Below are 15,934 nucleotides of genomic sequence, written 5' to 3' on the forward strand. Positions count from 1 at the left end.
TGAGGATAGCGATGTCTGAGAAACCATATACTCCCCCCGATCACGGAACGTCTCCTTCTTCTACCGGGCAGCTCATGCTGGTGGCAACGCCTGTCGGGAATCTTGCCGATATCAGCCAGCGTGCCCTTGATGCTCTCAGGATGGCAGATGCCATCCTGTGCGAGGACACACGTGTTACGACAAAACTTCTGCGCCATTATGGCATAAGCAACCAGCTTATCCCGCTTCATGACCATAATGAACAGGACCGTGCTCCCGCCTTGATAGATCGTCTACAGCAGGGGCAGTGTCTGGCTCTGGTATCTGATGCCGGGACCCCTATCGTATCCGATCCCGGTTACAAGCTCGTCCGTGCGGCGCAGGAGGCAGACATTCCTGTCACCTCCCTGCCCGGCGCCAATGCTGCCATCACAGCTCTCACCCTCTCCGGCCTGCCGCCCATTCCGTTCATGTTTCTGGGGTTCCCGGCACGGGGAGAAGCACGCCGCCACAGTTTCGCTGCCCTGCGCGCCGCAGAACAGGCCGGACTGGCCGCCACGCTTATCTGGTATGAATCACCTCATCGCCTGCTGGACACTCTTAAAACGCAACAGCAAGTCTTCGGTGCCGACCGCCCGGCTGCCGTAGGTCGGGAACTGACAAAACATTTTGAAGAAATGGTGCGGGGCACTGTGGCAGAGCTCATCGCTCATTTTGAAGAAACGCCACCACGGGGCGAAATCACCCTGCTTCTTGGCCCACCAGCCGCAGAAGACACCGGAGCGCAGGAGCTGGATCAGGCTCTTGAAAATGCGTTGGAAAGCCATTCAGTCAAGGATGCCGCAACTCTGGTTGCAGGAATCGTCAACCTACCCAAGCGGACCGTCTATAATCGGGCGCTGGAGCTGGCCAAGCAGAAAAAGAATCGTTAGTCCTCATCCTTGGGCAGGATAAAGCTGGCCTCTGGGATGGTGACACCTGTCTGCACGTTGGAAAAATGCACAGCAGTCCTATGGCCCTGTGCATCCAGCACGGTCCAGCCTTTCAGGCTGAGCGGGTGCGTGGAGAAAAACAGCGTCATCTCCCCCTCACCCGGATTATCTGTTCTGGTCACACGCAGCTGTATTTCACTACCATGCTGCTCATAGCCCAGAATGGATACATCACCCGAAAAGCGAGGGTCTGGCCGTAGAAGCAACCCAAGCGGCGTATGATCCAGCGGAATCGTAGTGATCTGGCCAATGCTGCGATCCTGAAACACGACCTTGCCATCATTAGCAACGAGTAGAAGCGGGCTTGGCGGATCGTAGGAAAAGCGCATCCGGCCCGGCCGTTCCAAGACAACCGTACCTGTTGACGTACCATCCTGCTCCGTCACCTGCTCAAAACGGGCCTGAAAGCTCTTTGTCGCTGCAAGGCTGGATTCAATTTTGTGAATCCAGCCTTGCTGAGCCGGTGTCAGGGAAACGGATGCCTCTGCCGAATGATCCAGCGTGACCGAAGCCACCGCCAGAGCAAGGGCAACCCCACAGGCCATGACAATACGCCGCATGGTCATTACCGCTTTCCTCTCCTTACAGGGAAATGTCCGCTTCCCGGAAAATATGCCGGACATCTTCCTTCCAGACACCATGATAGCGTTCCAGCCACCGCTCTGCCTGCGTCTTTGCGCCATCGGCAATTTCATAAAGCGGTGCGAGATAATATTCCTCGCCATAACCACGCTTCTGAAGACCCTGCTCGGCCAGCTCCAGAATCCGCTTTGCCAGCGTGCGAAGGCCACCGGGGAACGGGGCTTCCATAGCCTGCTCCACTACCAGCTCTGCCAGAGACTGATAATGCAGCCACGGCTGTTCCTTCACCACACGCTCGACTTCCGCCAACACGTCAGGGTCATAAAGCAGCCCCACCCAGAAGGCGGACTGGGCGACCATCATGTCCGGACGCCCGGCATCAGCACCACGCATCTCCAGAAACTGCTTGAGCCGAACATCTGGGAACAGGGTCGTCAGATGATCTTCAAAATCGCCAATGGTCGGACGCAGCCCTGCAAGTGGTTCCTGCTCGACACCATCCAGCCATTTGCGGAAAGAACAACCCGCAGCATCAATGTTCCGCCCATCCCTGTTGACGAAATACATAGGCACATCCAGCGCCCAATCCACATACTGCTCGAACCCGAACCCTTCCTCAAAGAACAGGGTCGGCTGGCCGCTGCGCTGATTGTCCGTATCCAGCCAGATATAGGCCCGGTTGGAGAGACGCCCTGTCGGCTTACCATCAGCAAAAGGTGAATTCGCCATCAGGGCCGTGATGAGCGGCTGGAGAGCAAGAGAGACCCTCATCTTGCGGGCCATATCGGCCTCGCTGGAGAAATCAAGATTCACCTGCACGGTGCAGGTCCGGGTCATCATGTCCAGCCCGCGGCGCCCAACCTCAGGCATGTAACGGCGCATGATGGCGTAACGGCTCTTGGGCATCCATGGCATGGACTCACGAGCCCAGAGCGGCTGGAATCCCAAAGGTGCGAAGCCCAGCCCCAGCTCTCTGGCAGGGCCTGAAATCTGCTGGAAATGGGCGATCATCTCCTGCTCGGTTTCCTGCACCGTCTTGACCGGAGCCCCGGAAAGCTCGAACTGCCCGGCGGGCTCCAGAGAAATAGAACGCCCCTTATGAGGGCCAGTCCCCTTCAGACCGATCAGGTGACCATTATCACGAATGGCCTGCCAGTCCGGTCCCTCCAAAGCACCCAGCAGGGCAGCGATCCCCTCTGGCTCATAGGCTGGCGGAGCAAACGGCTTCAGATCTCCTCTGGCACGCTCCGGAAGACGGAAACCGAACTTCTCATGCTCCGTACCAATACGCCATTCTTCCTGCGGCTTGCAGCCACGGGACAGCACTTCAACAAGCTGCGCCCTGTTTTCAATCAGTGTCGTGTTGCTCTCACCAGGGTTGGACATTCACAAAACCTTACCGGCTAAATTCCATCACACTATGCCGCAGGACGCTCAGACTGTCCGTAAGCGAGATGCTCTATACTAGGGGGTGTCTCCATGTTCATTCAAGGGATCACCACATTTTCACATTTTGATGCTAGCTGCCGCAATTTGGGCCAAAGCAGCACAGGCCGCTGTATCTGCCCGTAATATGCGTGCCCCAAGAGAGAAAGACCGCACGGCTTCATGACGGGAAAGACGCAGCACCTCCTCCTCCGCAAAACCACCTTCCGGGCCTATCAGGAGAGCATCACACTCACCGGGAGGCCCTCCCTCTCCCTGACGCTCCAGTGCAACAGCCAGCGTCCGCCGCACGGGCCAGCGCGCCAGCACTACAGCCAAAGGCTCCAATGGCATGATCGTTGGAACATCCAACCTTTCACATTGTTCAGCGGCTTCCTGTGCGATCAGCGCCAGACGGTCCAGATTCAGGCGATGCGTATTGGTCCGGGCCGTAAGGACAGGGCGGAACCGTGTCACGCCTAGCTCTGTTCCCATACGAATAACCAGCTCCGTTGCGTCCCTCTTGAGCGGCGCAAACAACAGTTCCACCCCTTCCGTCTCCTGCTGCGGTCGCAGGCAGGACAAAAGACGCACCGTGGCGTGATTCTTCTGGAGACCCTCAATACTGGTCTGCCATTCTCCATCACGGCCATTGAAAAGAACAACACCATCCCCCGGCTGAAGGCGCATGACCTTCCCCAGATAATGAGCCTGACCGGCTGGCAGGGGAATCAGCTCACCTTCTTTCCAGAGGGATGAATCATCAGCGATAAATAGACGGGGATCAGTACGACTCATGATTCGGGCATACCGCTTTCCCCGGCCACTTTCCAGCATATGGTATAAAATATTGACCTGTGATGGTTTCTGTCCAATCAGTCATTCTTATGTCCCAGACACATCCTCATACCGATATTCGCTACAACGGCCTCGTTGGTCGCTTAAAAGACCCATGGCGCTCCTATGCACTTCTAGCCCGACTGGACCGGCCTGTCGGGACGTGGCTGCTGCTCCTACCCGGCGTGTTTGGCATCTTTCTTGCATCCAACGGCCCTTCTCTAGGGCTGAAGCTGTTCTATGTGGTCCTGTTCGGCATCGGCTCGCTGCTCATGCGTTCGGCCGGATGTGTCATTAATGACATATGGGACCGCAAAATTGACGCACAGGTCTCCCGCACGGCGGGCCGCCCTCTTGCCAGCGGTGCCCTCAGCCTGAAACAAGGGCTTGGCCTTCTGACGTTCCTTCTACTTGGCGGGCTGGCCGTCCTATTGGCTCTGCCCCCTCTCTGCTGGGCCCTTGCTCCACTGGCCATGCTGCTGGTTGCCCTCTATCCCGCAGCCAAGCGGCTGACATGGTGGCCTCAGCTTGTCATGGGTTTTACGTTCGGCTTTGGAGCCCCCATGGGCTACGCAGCCAGCCAGAAAGCCATCGACCTGCCGGGGCTGCTTCTCTATACCGGGGTCATCATCTGGCAACTTGGTTTTGATACCATCTATGGCTTTCAAGACATGGAAGATGATGCGCGTATTGGCGTGAAATCCACGTCCAGACTCATGCTGAAGCACGCTCATCTTTTCATCGGAAGCTGTTACGGGGCGGCGCTGGCCCTGTTCGCTCTGGCGGCTCTGGCTGCCAGCCTACATCCCTTGTTCTGGCCGCCCTTCCTGCTGGCCTGCTTCCTGCTGGCGCGCCAAACAATGCGCCTTTCACCGCATGATGCACCACTCTGTCTGCATTTCTTTCGACAGAATATTTTGGTGGGGCAGGCTCTGGCGGTGGCCTTCATTCTTGGGCGTATCGGCCCTGCCCTGTTTACCTAAGAAAAAGCCCCTGCGAGAGATGTCTCACAGGGGCTTTTTCCATTTACATGATCAGCTTTCTATTCAAGCAGCCTGAACAGACCGTCCCTTGAACAATGTCCGTCCTGCACTCAGAGCTGCCCCAAGGAACGCCACAAAAGCGGCGGCCCCAAGACAGATGAACGCCGGATGAGGAAACAGGGTGAACAATCCTGCCACGAAAAGGGCACCCGTCGTCTGACCTGAAAGACGGGCCACGGAAAGCATACCGCTTGCACCACCTTCTCGACCCGGAGGAGCCGTCACCATGATGGCCCGGTTGTTAGGCGGCTGGAAGAAACCGAACCCCATACCTGCCACGAGTGTCCGCCATGCAATTGCCATATTTCCAGCGTCCAACGGCAAGGTGCAAAGCAGGATGAACCCTGTGCAGGTTACCAGCAGCCCAATAGAAGACAAAAGCGCCGCCGGAAAACGGTCAGCAATCTTACCAACCACAAAGGACATGACCGCCACACCAACTGCCCATGGGGCGATCAGCAGCCCGACTGTTGCTGGGTTTTTGTGGAAGGCCACTGCCAGCGTGAAGGGCATCGCCACAATATAAAGATTAGACGCCACGAAACCGCAGAAACTGACCAAGCAGGCCACCAGAAACGGCCCCCGCTTAAGCAGGTCCAGCGGCACGATAGGTTCGTGACGCCGCTTCTGCCACCGCAGCAACAACCCCCAGCTGACGATACTCCAGCCAGTCAGCCCTGCACCCCAGCCAAGGTCACCATGCATGAGGCCATCCAAACCAATTCCCAACAGTGCAAAAGACGCAACCGTCAGCAAGGAACCGGGAATATCCGTCTTCACCTCGCTCCGTGGTGTCTTAGGCAAGGCCTTGCTCGCCAGTAGGATCGCTACGGCACCAAGTGGCAGGTTGATCCAGAAAATCCACGGCCATGATGAGACAGACAGGATGAAGGAACCGATGGTCGGCCCCAGCGCCACCCCCAGCCCGATGAACAGCCCATTAAGAGCGATCCCCTTGCCGATGAGCTTATGCGGATAGATGAAACGCACGAGCGCAATATTAACGCTCATGATGCAGGAGCTACCAACCCCCTGCAAAGCACGGGCCAATGTCAGCTCCAGCATGTTCTGGGACATGGCACAGGCCACAGATGCAATGAGAAACAGAATGATCCCCAGCTGGCTCATCCGCCCAAACCCGACCCTCGCCCCAATAGCAGCCAAGGGTAAAAGACAGGCCAGATTGGCCAGCTGGTAAGCATTGATCACCCAAATCGCCTGAGATGCAGACGAATGGAGATCCGTTGCGATGGTCGGCAGGGCCACATTCGCAACGGAATAATCCAGAATGGACAGCATCAACGCCAGAATGACAGATGACATCGCCTTGAAGCGCTGCATCCCGTAGAGACCTGCATGTCTCTCCGGGTCATATTCCCCTTCCAGGCTTGGATCTGCCACCTTACTGCCCATGGTTTTCCGGTTCTCCTAAGTTACGCAGGGCAACCCCTGCAAAAAGATTGCTCTCGATCCGCTCCAGCGAAGCGCCTTTTGTTTCCGGCACAAAGCCCAGAGTGATAAGCACGAATATACCGTTGAATACGGCAAACAGAATAAACGTCCAGGACGCACCCATGGCCAGCATCATCAGCGGGAAAACGCTGGAGATGACCCAGTTAGCGACCCAGTTCGTCACGGTAGAGCAGCCGATACCAAAGTCACGGCCACGTGTTGGCTGAACCTCTGAGCACAAGGCCCAAACGAGCGGTCCTTCACCAATGGCAAACCCTGCCACGAACAGCAGGATAAGAGCACAAAGCAGTATAGCCGCTGCCAGACTCTGCCCACCAAACGCCAGCACAGCGCCTACACCCAGCAAAGACGCCCCAACAATGACACAGCTTGTCAGCAATAGAGGGCGCCGTCCCCAGCGGTCAGCGTACATGATAGCCACGCCGGTAAAGACCATATTGGTCAGCCCCACCAAGGTCGTAGCCCACACAGCCGCATTAGTGCCGAAATGAGCAGCCTCGAAGACGCGCGGAGCGTAATAGAGCAGCGCATTAATGCCGCTCAGCTGCTGCATGATCTGCAACACAATTCCCAGAAACACGGAACGTCTGAAGTTGCGATTGCTGCGGAACAGCCCATACCCGGCATCACTGCTTTTAGAGAGGCGGTCGTGAATATCAGCCAGTTCCGCCTCAGCCACTTCCTCATCCGTACGCAGAATGCGAAGCACCTTACGGGCCCGCTCCTTATCACCCCGCATCATAAGCCAGCGAGGGCTGTGAGGCAGGATCAATACCACGATCAAGAACAGGGCTGCCGGGACGGCCATGATGCCAAGCATCCAGCGCCAATGCCCGCCAGCAGACAGAAGACTATCCGAAATGAAAGCCAGAAAAATACCGAGAGATACCATCAGCTGATAAAAGGAGATCATCGCTCCACGAGCTGATTCCACCGTGATCTCGGAGATATAAAGCGGCGCTGCGAAGGCGGCGACACCAACCGCAAGACCAAGCAGCACACGCCCGACAATAAGCAGAGCTACACCCGGCGCAAAAGCACAAAAAAGCGTACCCACCAGAAACAGAACACCTGCCCCCAGCATGGCACCCGGCCGCCCGAACGAGACGGAAATACGTCCCGCAAACATCGCTCCAACCGCAGCACCGGCCATCATGGACGATACGATCCAGCCCTGCATGGCTGCACCCGCATGAAAGTCGCCAGCAATAAACGGCAGAGCACCGGCAACAACACCTGTATCCAACCCGAACATCAGCCCAGAAAGAGCTGCAAGAATTCCCAGAACGGTGGCTCGCCCTGTCGCTTTCTGCGACGACGGCGCATCGCCCTCACGTCTGGCTGCCGGCGTTACTCCTACCATGGTCACTCCTTACCCATATTCTTCAACGCCCTCCGGCGCAGGAATGTCGCAGAATATGGACTTTATGGCTCCAGTTTTAAATGGTTTACCGCTCGTCATTCTTCACAAAAGGATTGCGGCTTCCCCGCAGCAGCAGCCGGATCGGCGTACCGGGCAGATGGAAAGTCTCCCGCAACCCATTAATGAGGTAACGTTTGTAGCTGTCTGGCAACTGCTCTGCTCTTGTACCAAACAGGACAAACGTTGGCGGGCGGCTCTTGGCCTGCGTCATATAACGCAGTTTCAGCCTGCGTCCATCCACCAATGGCGGCTGATGACGCTCCACGGCTTCTTCAAACCAGCGGTTCAGGTCACTCGTGCCGACACGAGCATTCCAAACCTCGCTGGCCCGGCGGACCGCAGGCAGAAGACGATGCAGCCCTTCGCCGGTTAAGGCCGAGAATGTCACGACCTCGATCCCACGCATCTGGGCCAAAGAAATCTCAATACGATCGGAAATAGCCTTACGCGTTGCCTGACGCTCCTTAACAGCATCCCATTTATTGAGAGCCAGAACACAGGCACGTCCTTCCCGCTCGATCAAACGAGCAATCTGAAGGTCCTGCTCATCCACACCACGATCAGCATCAAGAACCAGTACAACCACCTCAGCCATTTTCATAGCTTCGATGGAGGCAGAAACAGACACACGCTCCAGCCCCTCCTGAACACGGGCCCGCTTACGCATACCAGCCGTGTCCACGATCTCGATGGGACCGTATTCATCTTCCAGCATGACGCTGACAGCATCACGCGTCAGTCCGGCTTCAGGCCCGGTAATCATCCGTTCCTCACCGAGAAGACTGTTCAGAAGCGTTGATTTCCCGGCATTCGGGCGGCCAATAATGGCAATACGCAGCGGCTTTTCGCCATCCTGTTCAGCAAGTGTGGCTTCATCCGGCAACAGGCTGACAATCTCACCCATCAGATCAGCCAGACCGTCCCCATGCTCGGCGGACATGGCGAGAGGTGTGCCCAATCCAAGAGAATAAGCCTCCATGGCGGACTCTGCACCAGCCCGTCCTTCAGCCTTATTCGCCACCAGAAGAACAGGACGGTTTTGACGCCGTAGCCAGTTAGCAAAATGCGCATCCGCAGGCGTTATGCCCGCCCGTGCATCCACGCAGAAAACGACCAGATCAGCCTGTGCAATTCCCTGCTCGGAGGAAGCACGCATACGGCCGAAAAGCGTTTCTGGCGCGGCCTCCTCCAGACCAGCCGTATCAACAAGACGCACACGCCGCCCGCGCAGCATAGCCACGCCTTCCTTGCGGTCCCGCGTGACACCGGGCTCGTCCGACACGATAGCCTGACGCCGCCCGACCAGCCGGTTGAAGATAGTGGACTTCCCCACATTGGGGCGCCCTGCAATAACAACGACAGGTAATCTCCCTGTCTCAGCAGCATTAACCATAAGCGCGTAGCACGCCATCTTCGCTCAGCACGAGCAGCTGCCCATCACAGACAATCGGCTGCACCTGACAGGATGAAGGCGTTTCAATCTTTCCTTCTTCCTTGCCTGTCTGAGCATCCACGATAAGGAGCCCCCCACGCTTCATGCTGGAGAGACAGACAAGTTTATTATTGAGCAGAATTGGTCCCGACCACTGCACGGGGCCTTTTTCATGTTCCGGCTTCTTATAGCGCATCAGCTGCTTGACCCAACGCACCTGCCCCGTCACACGATCAATGCAGGCGAGTTGCTGATCCAGAGAGATGACAAACAGCCACTCCCCACAGACACAGAGAGGCGACTGCCCACTCACCTCACGCTCCCAGAGACGGCGACCGGAACGCATGTCAATGGCCACCAGAACACGGGACAGAGATATAGCATAGGCCGTATTACCGACCACAACCGGACCACCACGCACACACGCAAAGTCCAGCATGGCCCCTAGCCCATTGCCGCCCCCAAGGCTGTCGCTCCAGACCACTTCACCAGAAGCCGCACGCAGAGCCACGAGATCACCACTGCCAAAACCAGCGACCACGATCCCATTGACAATAGCTGGAGCCCCAGCACCAAACAGGCTCGTATTGATGTTGGTCGCCTGATAGGTCCAGCGCTGCTGGCCTGTTGCGGCATCCACGGCATAGAGGCGGGCATCAATAGTCGTGAAGACCATCAGCCCATCCACAATGGTCGGCGCTGAACGCCCCGGTGTCACCGTATCAATGGCCCATTTCTGGCGCCCTGTAGCGGCATCCAGCGCCAAAGCCTGCGCAACACCATCCACAACGTAGAGCGTGTCGCCCACCAAGGCGAGGCCACCGCCGATATTTGTAGAACGTGTCTTACGGGCAGGCTGAAGACGCCAGAGCTTGTCACGACCCGGCCAACTCCATGCCCGGATGACACCCTGTGCATCCACAGTAAACATCCGCCCGTTACCGATCACAGGCGGCGACTGGAGAGCCCCCTGCCGGTTCGGCACAAAAGCGACAGTCGATAGCCACCCGACACGGTTCACCCCCGCACCGATGGACTGGCTCCAAAGCTCCCGGGTTCCGTTCCATGCAGCATTGACGGATTCATGAGATGCCACCCGTCCTTCCTGCGTCCATTCTGTCACAGGCTGAACGGCGGGCAAAGTGATGGGCGCCGTATCGTGCGGGTCGATCGTCAGACCTGCGCCTGTTGAAAGCACATCAATCCGGCGTCCCGGCAGCACCGTTTTCTTAGGGTCGTCCTCAAACATGCCACAGCCAGCAAGGCCGGCCATGGCAACAGCAGAACAAGCCCCCTTAAGGAGAGCCCGGCGTGATGTGGATGCTCCCACGAGCTTGTCCTCCAGACGTGAAGAAAAACGACAGCTCATCCAGCATCTCCCAAAGTCTCTAATAACATCCCGGCCCGGCGCCGCAGATCATCCGTACTATCCGGTGACGTCTGAATTTCAAGCAGCAATTTGCGAGCATCCGCACGCTCCGCCGGTGTGACATCGCCAGAAAGCGCCAGCACGGCCAGACCTTCCTTCGCCAGCGGCGCCCAGCTGCCACCTGCCTGCACCAGAGCCTGATAACCACGGCGCAGCTCATCTTTCGGGGCTGTGCCCATCCGGGCATTCAGGATGCGGTATTGCGCCATCATGCGCAGAGACCCATCAGACCCTTTGTCATCTGCCACCTGCTGCCACAGCTTCAGGGCAGTCTGCCCGTCATGATCCTGTGTCTTCAGTTCTGCCAGATACATGGCGGCATAACCCCGCACGCCCTGCGGAGCGGACTGTGCAAGCTCATCAAGAATGGATGTGGCTTTCTGTCGTGTCTCACCAGTGGCCGGGGGGCTTCCATCCACGCCACCCAGAAGACGTATGGCCTCGAAATAACGCCCGGAAGCCTGCGCCTGTGCTACATGGAGCCTATGCTCCTGCCATCCCCAGATACCACCCGCAACACCTGCCAGAACAAGCACTGCTACCAGTGCACCCCCTAAACGGAGAGCCACGGCTCTGAGCCGCAGCAGGCGTTCCTCATCCGCCACTTCCTGAATCAAATCGTCTGCCACGCCATATCCTTGCTGGACCAATCAAGAGAATTCTGACACCCATATAGCATGACGGATCATCAACAAACATACTGCCATGACAAAAATTAACGGCTCCAACCCCACCCCCATCGTCAAAGTCATGATGATGCAGAAGAATGAAGGGCCCCGGCTTGCACGCTGGCTGACCCATTATGCCGCCCTGTTCGGCATGTCCAATCTGCTCATTTTTGACAATGGCTCAGACGACCCTTACACGCACGCCTTACTGGACGAGGCTGAAAGATGTGGTGCCCATGTCCGCCGTGACCTGAACACGCCTTTCGACTTTCAGAACAAGGGGGGGCATTTCACCAACATCATCCGTTCTCTGAACCATGATGCTGAGTATGACTTCGCTCTACCTGTAGATTGTGACGAATTACTCTGCGTCTTTACTGAAGACGGGCTCTCCATGAGCAAAGAGGATGTCATGAACGAGCTCCTGCGCCTCAAGCCGCTGGACTGCTCCTTCCTCATCGAGCTCAGCCTGTTCAACCTTCCCGGCCTTGAAAATGAAGGCTGGTACGCACCTCACCGTCACTTTCAGAAAGGATTCGTCCCGTCCTATCGTGACGCCATGATCGATAACGGGCATCATGCCCCCTCGCTCGCACACACGACAGAGCTGCGTGCTACACGTTTCGTCTATCTGCACAGCCATAACCGCCCCTATGAGGAAATGCTCCGGCTCTGCCGCAACAAGCTGATTCCTGAAATGGATCATCCGGATGACGTGCTGGATGATGAGAAAATCCTCGAATACATCACGAGACCGGGCTGCCCCGGCAGTCATCTCGGCTACATGCTGCTGAAAACTCAAGAAGAATACGAAAACAGCTACAAAGACGAGGTCCAGCTCTATTTCCGTGACGGCCTCACCCTGATACGGACCAAAGACGGACAACTGCGCCGCTGGGACGCTGCCGCCTATCTGGAACGTCATCCTGACGTTGCAGGCTATGAGACGGGACCGCTGGCACATTACCTGATGCACGGCGCCCGAGAAGGACGGAGCCTTTCCTGAGAAAGGCCCCGCCACTTTTCTTCATGAAGGTGATTCCGCATGAAGCGGGATCACCTCACGGCTGGAAGCTGATAGGCTGCCCTGCATTGCGGGTAACAATCTCATCATCCTGCATCACGACCTGCCCACGCACGATAGTCCCCACAGGCCAACCTGTGACGGTTTTCCCGTCATAAGGTGTCCAACCGGCCGGGGAAGCAATCCAGTCATTCGTGATGGTCCGCTGCTTCTTCATGTCCACGAGAGTGATGTCAGCATCAAAACCAACAGCCAGACGCCCCTTGTTCGGCAGGCCATAGACACGGGCTGGACCAGAGGCCATCACATCCACCAGACGGGTCAGGCTTAGCCGCCCTGCATTGACGTGATCCAGCATCAGCGGAACGATCGTCTGCACGCCTGTCAGCCCTGATGGACATTCCAGCCATGGCAGTTCCTTGGCATCCTTAGGATGAGGTGCGTGGTCGGAAGACACCACATCAACCCGACCATCCCGCAGAGCTGCCCAGCCTGCTTCAAAATGACGGCGTTCATTCCGCAACGGGGGGTTCATCACGGCCTTGCCGCCCAGACGTTCGTAACATTCCGGCCCTTCGTTGGTCAGATGATTGACCAGAACCTCCACCGTGGCATGGCGGCGGTTTTCTGCCAGAAGGGTGAACTCCTCCTCCGTTGAAACATGCAGAATATTGATGGGGCGACCCGTCTTGCGGGACAGAGCCAGAATACGCTGCGTTCCCCGGATGGCACATTCCGCATCCCGCCATTCCGCATGGCAATGATAAGGCTGACCCGGTTCAAACAGCTTCCGCCGTTCCCGAAGGCGGTATTCATCCTCCGAATGAAACGACACACGGCGATGGCCGGAACGCAGAACAGCCTCAATCCCTTCATCATCCTCAATCATGAGGTCACCAGTGGAGGAACCAGCAAAGACCTTGACGCCGCAGACGCCTTCTTCCTGCTCGAACTCCGCCAGAAGCGGCGTATTCTCACGGGTGGCGCCGATATACATGGCAACATCAATGTTTGCCGTCTCCACGATATGCTGACGCTTCCAGTCCAGCATTTTCTTGTCCGTGATGGTCGGATTGGTGTTCGGCATGTCAAAGACAGCCGTAATCCCCCCCAATGCCGCCGCACGGGTACCCGTCTCCAGCGTTTCTGCTTCCGGCTTGCCGGGGTCACGCAAATGCACATGAGAATCGATCAAACCGGGCAGAACATGCAGCCCCGTAGCATCAATGACACGATCTGCCTCATCGCTGGCAGAAACGGATAGCGAAGCAATCCGCTGATCCCGGATACCAATATCAGCCTGCGCCTCACCCCACGGAAATACACACCGTCCATTACGGATTATGAGATCAAAATGCATGATGTCTCCCTGAAAAATATCTCATCATTCTATCACACTGATGAACAAATCTTACCGCTCTCTGGAGCGTTCATAAAGAGCCATGGCCGCCCGATGAACGTCTTCAGCGCCCAGAAGGGTCATATCCCCTGCTCCCGGTGAGCCGGGGGCTTCAAGCACCTCTGCCCAGCGCCCTGAGGGCGCATATTGTGTGGCATGGCTGGGGCCGAACAGCCCCAGAGTAGGTACATCCAGCGCTGCTGACAGATGCATCAAACCTGAATCACTCCCTACAAACAAACAACACCGGGCCAGCAACGCCGCCACCTGCGCCAGTGAATAACGCCCTCCCATATCCAGAGCGTCTGGCATGGCGGCCCGTGCTGGAGCGGCCAGCCTATCCTCACGTTCGCCCGGCCCGTAAAACAGAACAGGCCGCAGACCGTCTGTTTTCAAACGATCTGCAAAAACCGCAAAAGCCTCTGCTGGCCAGATTTTCGTTTCCGTCCCTGCTGTCGGAGCCAGAGCAACCCACCGCCCCTGAACAGGCAGCAAGCGGGCAGCTTCCTCCTGTTCGTCCTTTCCCAGCCAGACATACGGGCGATAGGACTGCTGGAACCCAAGAGACCGGGCCTGCTGCTCCAGCTTCAGCCCTGCCTGCCTTCCGCCTCTCACAACATATCGAAACCGGCTCCAGACCCCATAAGCCAGAGGCGATGACCGAAGATCGATCACCGCCTCCCAGCGATACCGCACGACCTCCCGCCATAAGGCCAGCCAGTGCCGATTATGAGATTTCTTTTCCACCACAATGATGCGCTCGCACCGTGGCATGTACCGAAACAAGTCCTGCACAGCCGGACCACAAGCAATCGTGAACCGGGCTTGCGGGTATCGTTCCATCATCCCGGCCAGTGCCCCCATGGCAATCACGGCATCACCAAGACGATGCGCCGTGATAAAAAGGACACGCTTCACTCCTGCAACCAGATCGGGTCTGACAGGGTTTTCAGAAACTCAGCATGACGGGCCAGAGTGGCGTCATCCGGTGGCAACATGGGGCGGGCTTTACGACCCGTTACGGCCTTACGTTTTTTCGGCCCACCAGATGTAGAAGATTGCTGCCGGTCACTCCCCAGCCCAAGGCCACGCTGTCGCCCGCCAATCAGCTCCACATACACATCAGCCAGAAGACGACAGTCCAGAAGGGCATTGTGAGTGCCACGTTCGGAAAGATCGATCCCGAAACGGCGGCAGAGCGCATCCAGATTAGCGGGCATACCGGGGAATTTCTTCCGGGCCATGATGACGGTATCAATGGCACGGCTGTCGTAATCCAGCGGCTGACGCCCTGCCCGCTTCAGCTCTGCATTAATAAACTTGAAGTCGAACGGCGCATTATGAGCGATCATTTTCCCATCACCGATGAAGTTCAGAAACTCATCGGCAATGTCAGCAAAAAGAGGCTTTCCCTCAAGGTCAGCCAGCGTGAAACCGTGAACCTTCGTAGCCTCGGGGGGGATATCCCGCTCGGGATTCACCAGCACATGAAAGTAATTGCCCGTTCGCAGGTCATTCACCAGCTCCAGAGCAGCAATTTCGATCACCCTGTCCCCAGTATCCGGGTCCAGCCCTGTCGTCTCGGTATCAAAGAGAATGGAACGGGTCATGTCATTGTCTTTCACGCAGCAGAGAAGCCAGAAGGGCACGGACCTGACGGGCCGCACAGGCACGAGACAGGCCCGTTTTTATCACGATATCCGCCCGGCGTCGCCTTTCCCGGTCTGGCATCTGGCGGGCCAGCAGAGTCTTCGCATCTGCTTCACTCATCCGTCCTCCCTTCCGATAACGCTGCCGAATACGGGATAACCGGACAGACAGCGGCGCCAGCGCCACCATGACGAGCGTGCAGTCCCGGTCCGCTCCCGTTTCCCACAAAAGGGGAATATCCAGCACGCATAACGGCACCTGACGAGACCGGCAACGCCGCAGAAATGCCTTCCTCTCCTGCCGGACCAGTGGATGAATGATGGCCTCCAGCCGGGGCAGGACAGTCTGATCGGCCGCTATCAGGCGGCGCAGAGCTGCCCTGTCCAGCACACCATCATGCACGATGCCGGGAAAAGCCTTTTGCAGAGCCGGAATAGCCCGCCCGTAAGGGGCCTGAAGCTGCCGCACGCAGGCATCAGCATCGAAAACAGGAACACCTGCCTGACGGAACAGAGACGCAACCGTACTCTTTCCTGCCGCCATGCCGCCCGTCAGCCCCAGAACCTTCACGCACGAAC

General features: G+C 57.3%; 15 protein-coding genes. 3 read left to right on the forward strand and 12 right to left on the reverse strand.

Translation table 11 applies throughout. The features are described 5' to 3' along the window. The first annotated feature begins 11 nt into the window (after window positions 1–11). Window positions 12–911: a 16S rRNA (cytidine(1402)-2'-O)-methyltransferase gene (gene rsmI / locus NQF86_RS03635; RefSeq protein ID WP_266116232.1), complete on the forward strand. Its 900-nt coding sequence runs from the start codon at window positions 12–14 to the stop codon at window positions 909–911. Here rsmI and NQF86_RS03640 read toward each other — a convergent pair. The 3 genes from NQF86_RS03640 to NQF86_RS03650 form a co-directional block, all read right to left on the reverse strand. Then, window positions 908–1,537: a LolA family protein gene (locus tag NQF86_RS03640; protein WP_266116233.1), complete on the reverse strand. Its 630-nt coding sequence runs from the start codon at window positions 1,535–1,537 to the stop codon at window positions 908–910. The genes rsmI and NQF86_RS03640 overlap by 4 nt on opposite strands. A 16-nt stretch (window positions 1,538–1,553) precedes the next feature. Further along, on the reverse strand, window positions 1,554–2,939 hold the full coding sequence (locus NQF86_RS03645; RefSeq protein WP_266116234.1) for a glutamate--cysteine ligase: 1,386 nt from the start codon (window positions 2,937–2,939) through the stop codon (window positions 1,554–1,556). 120 nt (window positions 2,940–3,059) lie between these two features. Next, window positions 3,060–3,776, reverse strand: a complete 717-nt coding sequence (locus tag NQF86_RS03650; protein ID WP_266116235.1) for a 16S rRNA (uracil(1498)-N(3))-methyltransferase — start codon at window positions 3,774–3,776, stop codon at window positions 3,060–3,062. 89 nt (window positions 3,777–3,865) lie between these two features. Here NQF86_RS03650 and ubiA point away from each other — a divergent pair, with 89 nt between their 5' ends. After that, a complete protein-coding gene (gene ubiA, locus NQF86_RS03655) occupies window positions 3,866–4,798 on the forward strand; it encodes a 4-hydroxybenzoate octaprenyltransferase (protein WP_266116236.1) in 933 nt (310 codons plus the stop codon). 63 nt (window positions 4,799–4,861) lie between these two features. On the opposite strand, the gene NQF86_RS03660 is transcribed toward ubiA, so the two are convergent. The 5 genes from NQF86_RS03660 to NQF86_RS03680 all read right to left on the reverse strand — a co-directional run bounded on the left by NQF86_RS03660 (window position 4,862) and on the right by NQF86_RS03680 (window position 11,244). Next, on the reverse strand, window positions 4,862–6,271 hold the full coding sequence (locus NQF86_RS03660) for an MFS transporter (protein ID WP_266116237.1): 1,410 nt from the start codon (window positions 6,269–6,271) through the stop codon (window positions 4,862–4,864). After that, window positions 6,261–7,694, reverse strand: a complete 1,434-nt coding sequence (locus NQF86_RS03665; protein ID WP_266116238.1) for a sugar porter family MFS transporter — start codon at window positions 7,692–7,694, stop codon at window positions 6,261–6,263. Before NQF86_RS03665 ends, NQF86_RS03660 begins: the two co-directional genes overlap by 11 nt. Before the next feature lie 85 nt (window positions 7,695–7,779). Further along, window positions 7,780–9,147: a ribosome biogenesis GTPase Der gene (gene der, locus NQF86_RS03670; RefSeq protein ID WP_266116239.1), complete on the reverse strand. Its 1,368-nt coding sequence runs from the start codon at window positions 9,145–9,147 to the stop codon at window positions 7,780–7,782. Further along, window positions 9,140–10,555 (reverse strand): PQQ-binding-like beta-propeller repeat protein, encoded by a 1,416-nt coding sequence (locus NQF86_RS03675; RefSeq protein ID WP_266116240.1) that lies wholly within the window; start codon window positions 10,553–10,555, stop codon window positions 9,140–9,142. The genes der and NQF86_RS03675 overlap by 8 nt, the downstream gene beginning before the upstream one ends. Further along, window positions 10,552–11,244, reverse strand: coding sequence for a tetratricopeptide repeat protein (locus tag NQF86_RS03680; protein WP_266116241.1), 693 nt, complete (start codon window positions 11,242–11,244; stop codon window positions 10,552–10,554). Before NQF86_RS03680 ends, NQF86_RS03675 begins: the two co-directional genes overlap by 4 nt. A 76-nt stretch (window positions 11,245–11,320) precedes the next feature. On the opposite strand from NQF86_RS03680, the gene NQF86_RS03685 reads away from it, so the two are divergent. Continuing rightward, window positions 11,321–12,289: a glycosyltransferase family 2 protein gene (locus NQF86_RS03685; protein WP_266116242.1), complete on the forward strand. Its 969-nt coding sequence runs from the start codon at window positions 11,321–11,323 to the stop codon at window positions 12,287–12,289. Window positions 12,290–12,344: 55 nt separating this feature from the next. On the opposite strand, the gene NQF86_RS03690 is transcribed toward NQF86_RS03685, so the two are convergent. Genes NQF86_RS03690 through coaE form a run of 4 tightly spaced genes read right to left on the reverse strand, consistent with a single transcriptional unit; the run spans window position 12,345 to window position 15,926 of the window. Continuing rightward, a complete protein-coding gene (locus tag NQF86_RS03690; protein WP_266116243.1) occupies window positions 12,345–13,667 on the reverse strand; it encodes a dihydroorotase in 1,323 nt (440 codons plus the stop codon). A 51-nt stretch (window positions 13,668–13,718) separates the two neighbouring features. Beyond that, complete coding sequence (locus tag NQF86_RS03695; protein ID WP_266116244.1) at window positions 13,719–14,624, reverse strand: glycosyltransferase family 9 protein; 906 nt, start codon at window positions 14,622–14,624, stop codon at window positions 13,719–13,721. Then, window positions 14,621–15,316: a DNA polymerase III subunit epsilon gene (gene dnaQ / locus NQF86_RS03700; protein ID WP_266116245.1), complete on the reverse strand. Its 696-nt coding sequence runs from the start codon at window positions 15,314–15,316 to the stop codon at window positions 14,621–14,623. The genes NQF86_RS03695 and dnaQ overlap by 4 nt, the downstream gene beginning before the upstream one ends. Window position 15,317: 1 nt before the next feature. Next, window positions 15,318–15,926 carry a dephospho-CoA kinase gene (gene coaE / locus NQF86_RS03705; RefSeq protein WP_266116246.1) on the reverse strand — a complete coding sequence of 203 codons (609 nt, stop codon included), beginning with the start codon at window positions 15,924–15,926 and terminating at the stop codon, window positions 15,318–15,320. Between the last annotated feature and the right edge of the window lie 8 nt (window positions 15,927–15,934).

The organism is Bombella pluederhausensis, from assembly GCF_026385525.1.
GTDB lineage: Bacteria > Pseudomonadota > Alphaproteobacteria > Acetobacterales > Acetobacteraceae > Bombella > Bombella pluederhausensis.

Coding starts and splice junctions, on each gene's coding strand:
- dnaQ (WP_266116245.1), bottom strand. CDS start 15,316: ATGACCCGTTCCATTCTCTTTGATACCGAGACGACAGGGCTGGACCCG.
- rsmI (WP_266116232.1), top strand. CDS start 12: ATGTCTGAGAAACCATATACTCCCCCCGATCACGGAACGTCTCCTTCT.
- ubiA (WP_266116236.1), top strand. CDS start 3,866: ATGTCCCAGACACATCCTCATACCGATATTCGCTACAACGGCCTCGTT.
- NQF86_RS03690 (WP_266116243.1), bottom strand. CDS start 13,667: ATGCATTTTGATCTCATAATCCGTAATGGACGGTGTGTATTTCCGTGG.
- NQF86_RS03640 (WP_266116233.1), bottom strand. CDS start 1,537: ATGACCATGCGGCGTATTGTCATGGCCTGTGGGGTTGCCCTTGCTCTG.
- NQF86_RS03645 (WP_266116234.1), bottom strand. CDS start 2,939: ATGTCCAACCCTGGTGAGAGCAACACGACACTGATTGAAAACAGGGCG.
- der (WP_266116239.1), bottom strand. CDS start 9,147: ATGGTTAATGCTGCTGAGACAGGGAGATTACCTGTCGTTGTTATTGCA.
- NQF86_RS03660 (WP_266116237.1), bottom strand. CDS start 6,271: ATGGGCAGTAAGGTGGCAGATCCAAGCCTGGAAGGGGAATATGACCCG.
- NQF86_RS03685 (WP_266116242.1), top strand. CDS start 11,321: ATGACAAAAATTAACGGCTCCAACCCCACCCCCATCGTCAAAGTCATG.
- NQF86_RS03665 (WP_266116238.1), bottom strand. CDS start 7,694: ATGGTAGGAGTAACGCCGGCAGCCAGACGTGAGGGCGATGCGCCGTCG.
- NQF86_RS03650 (WP_266116235.1), bottom strand. CDS start 3,776: ATGAGTCGTACTGATCCCCGTCTATTTATCGCTGATGATTCATCCCTC.
- NQF86_RS03675 (WP_266116240.1), bottom strand. CDS start 10,555: ATGAGCTGTCGTTTTTCTTCACGTCTGGAGGACAAGCTCGTGGGAGCA.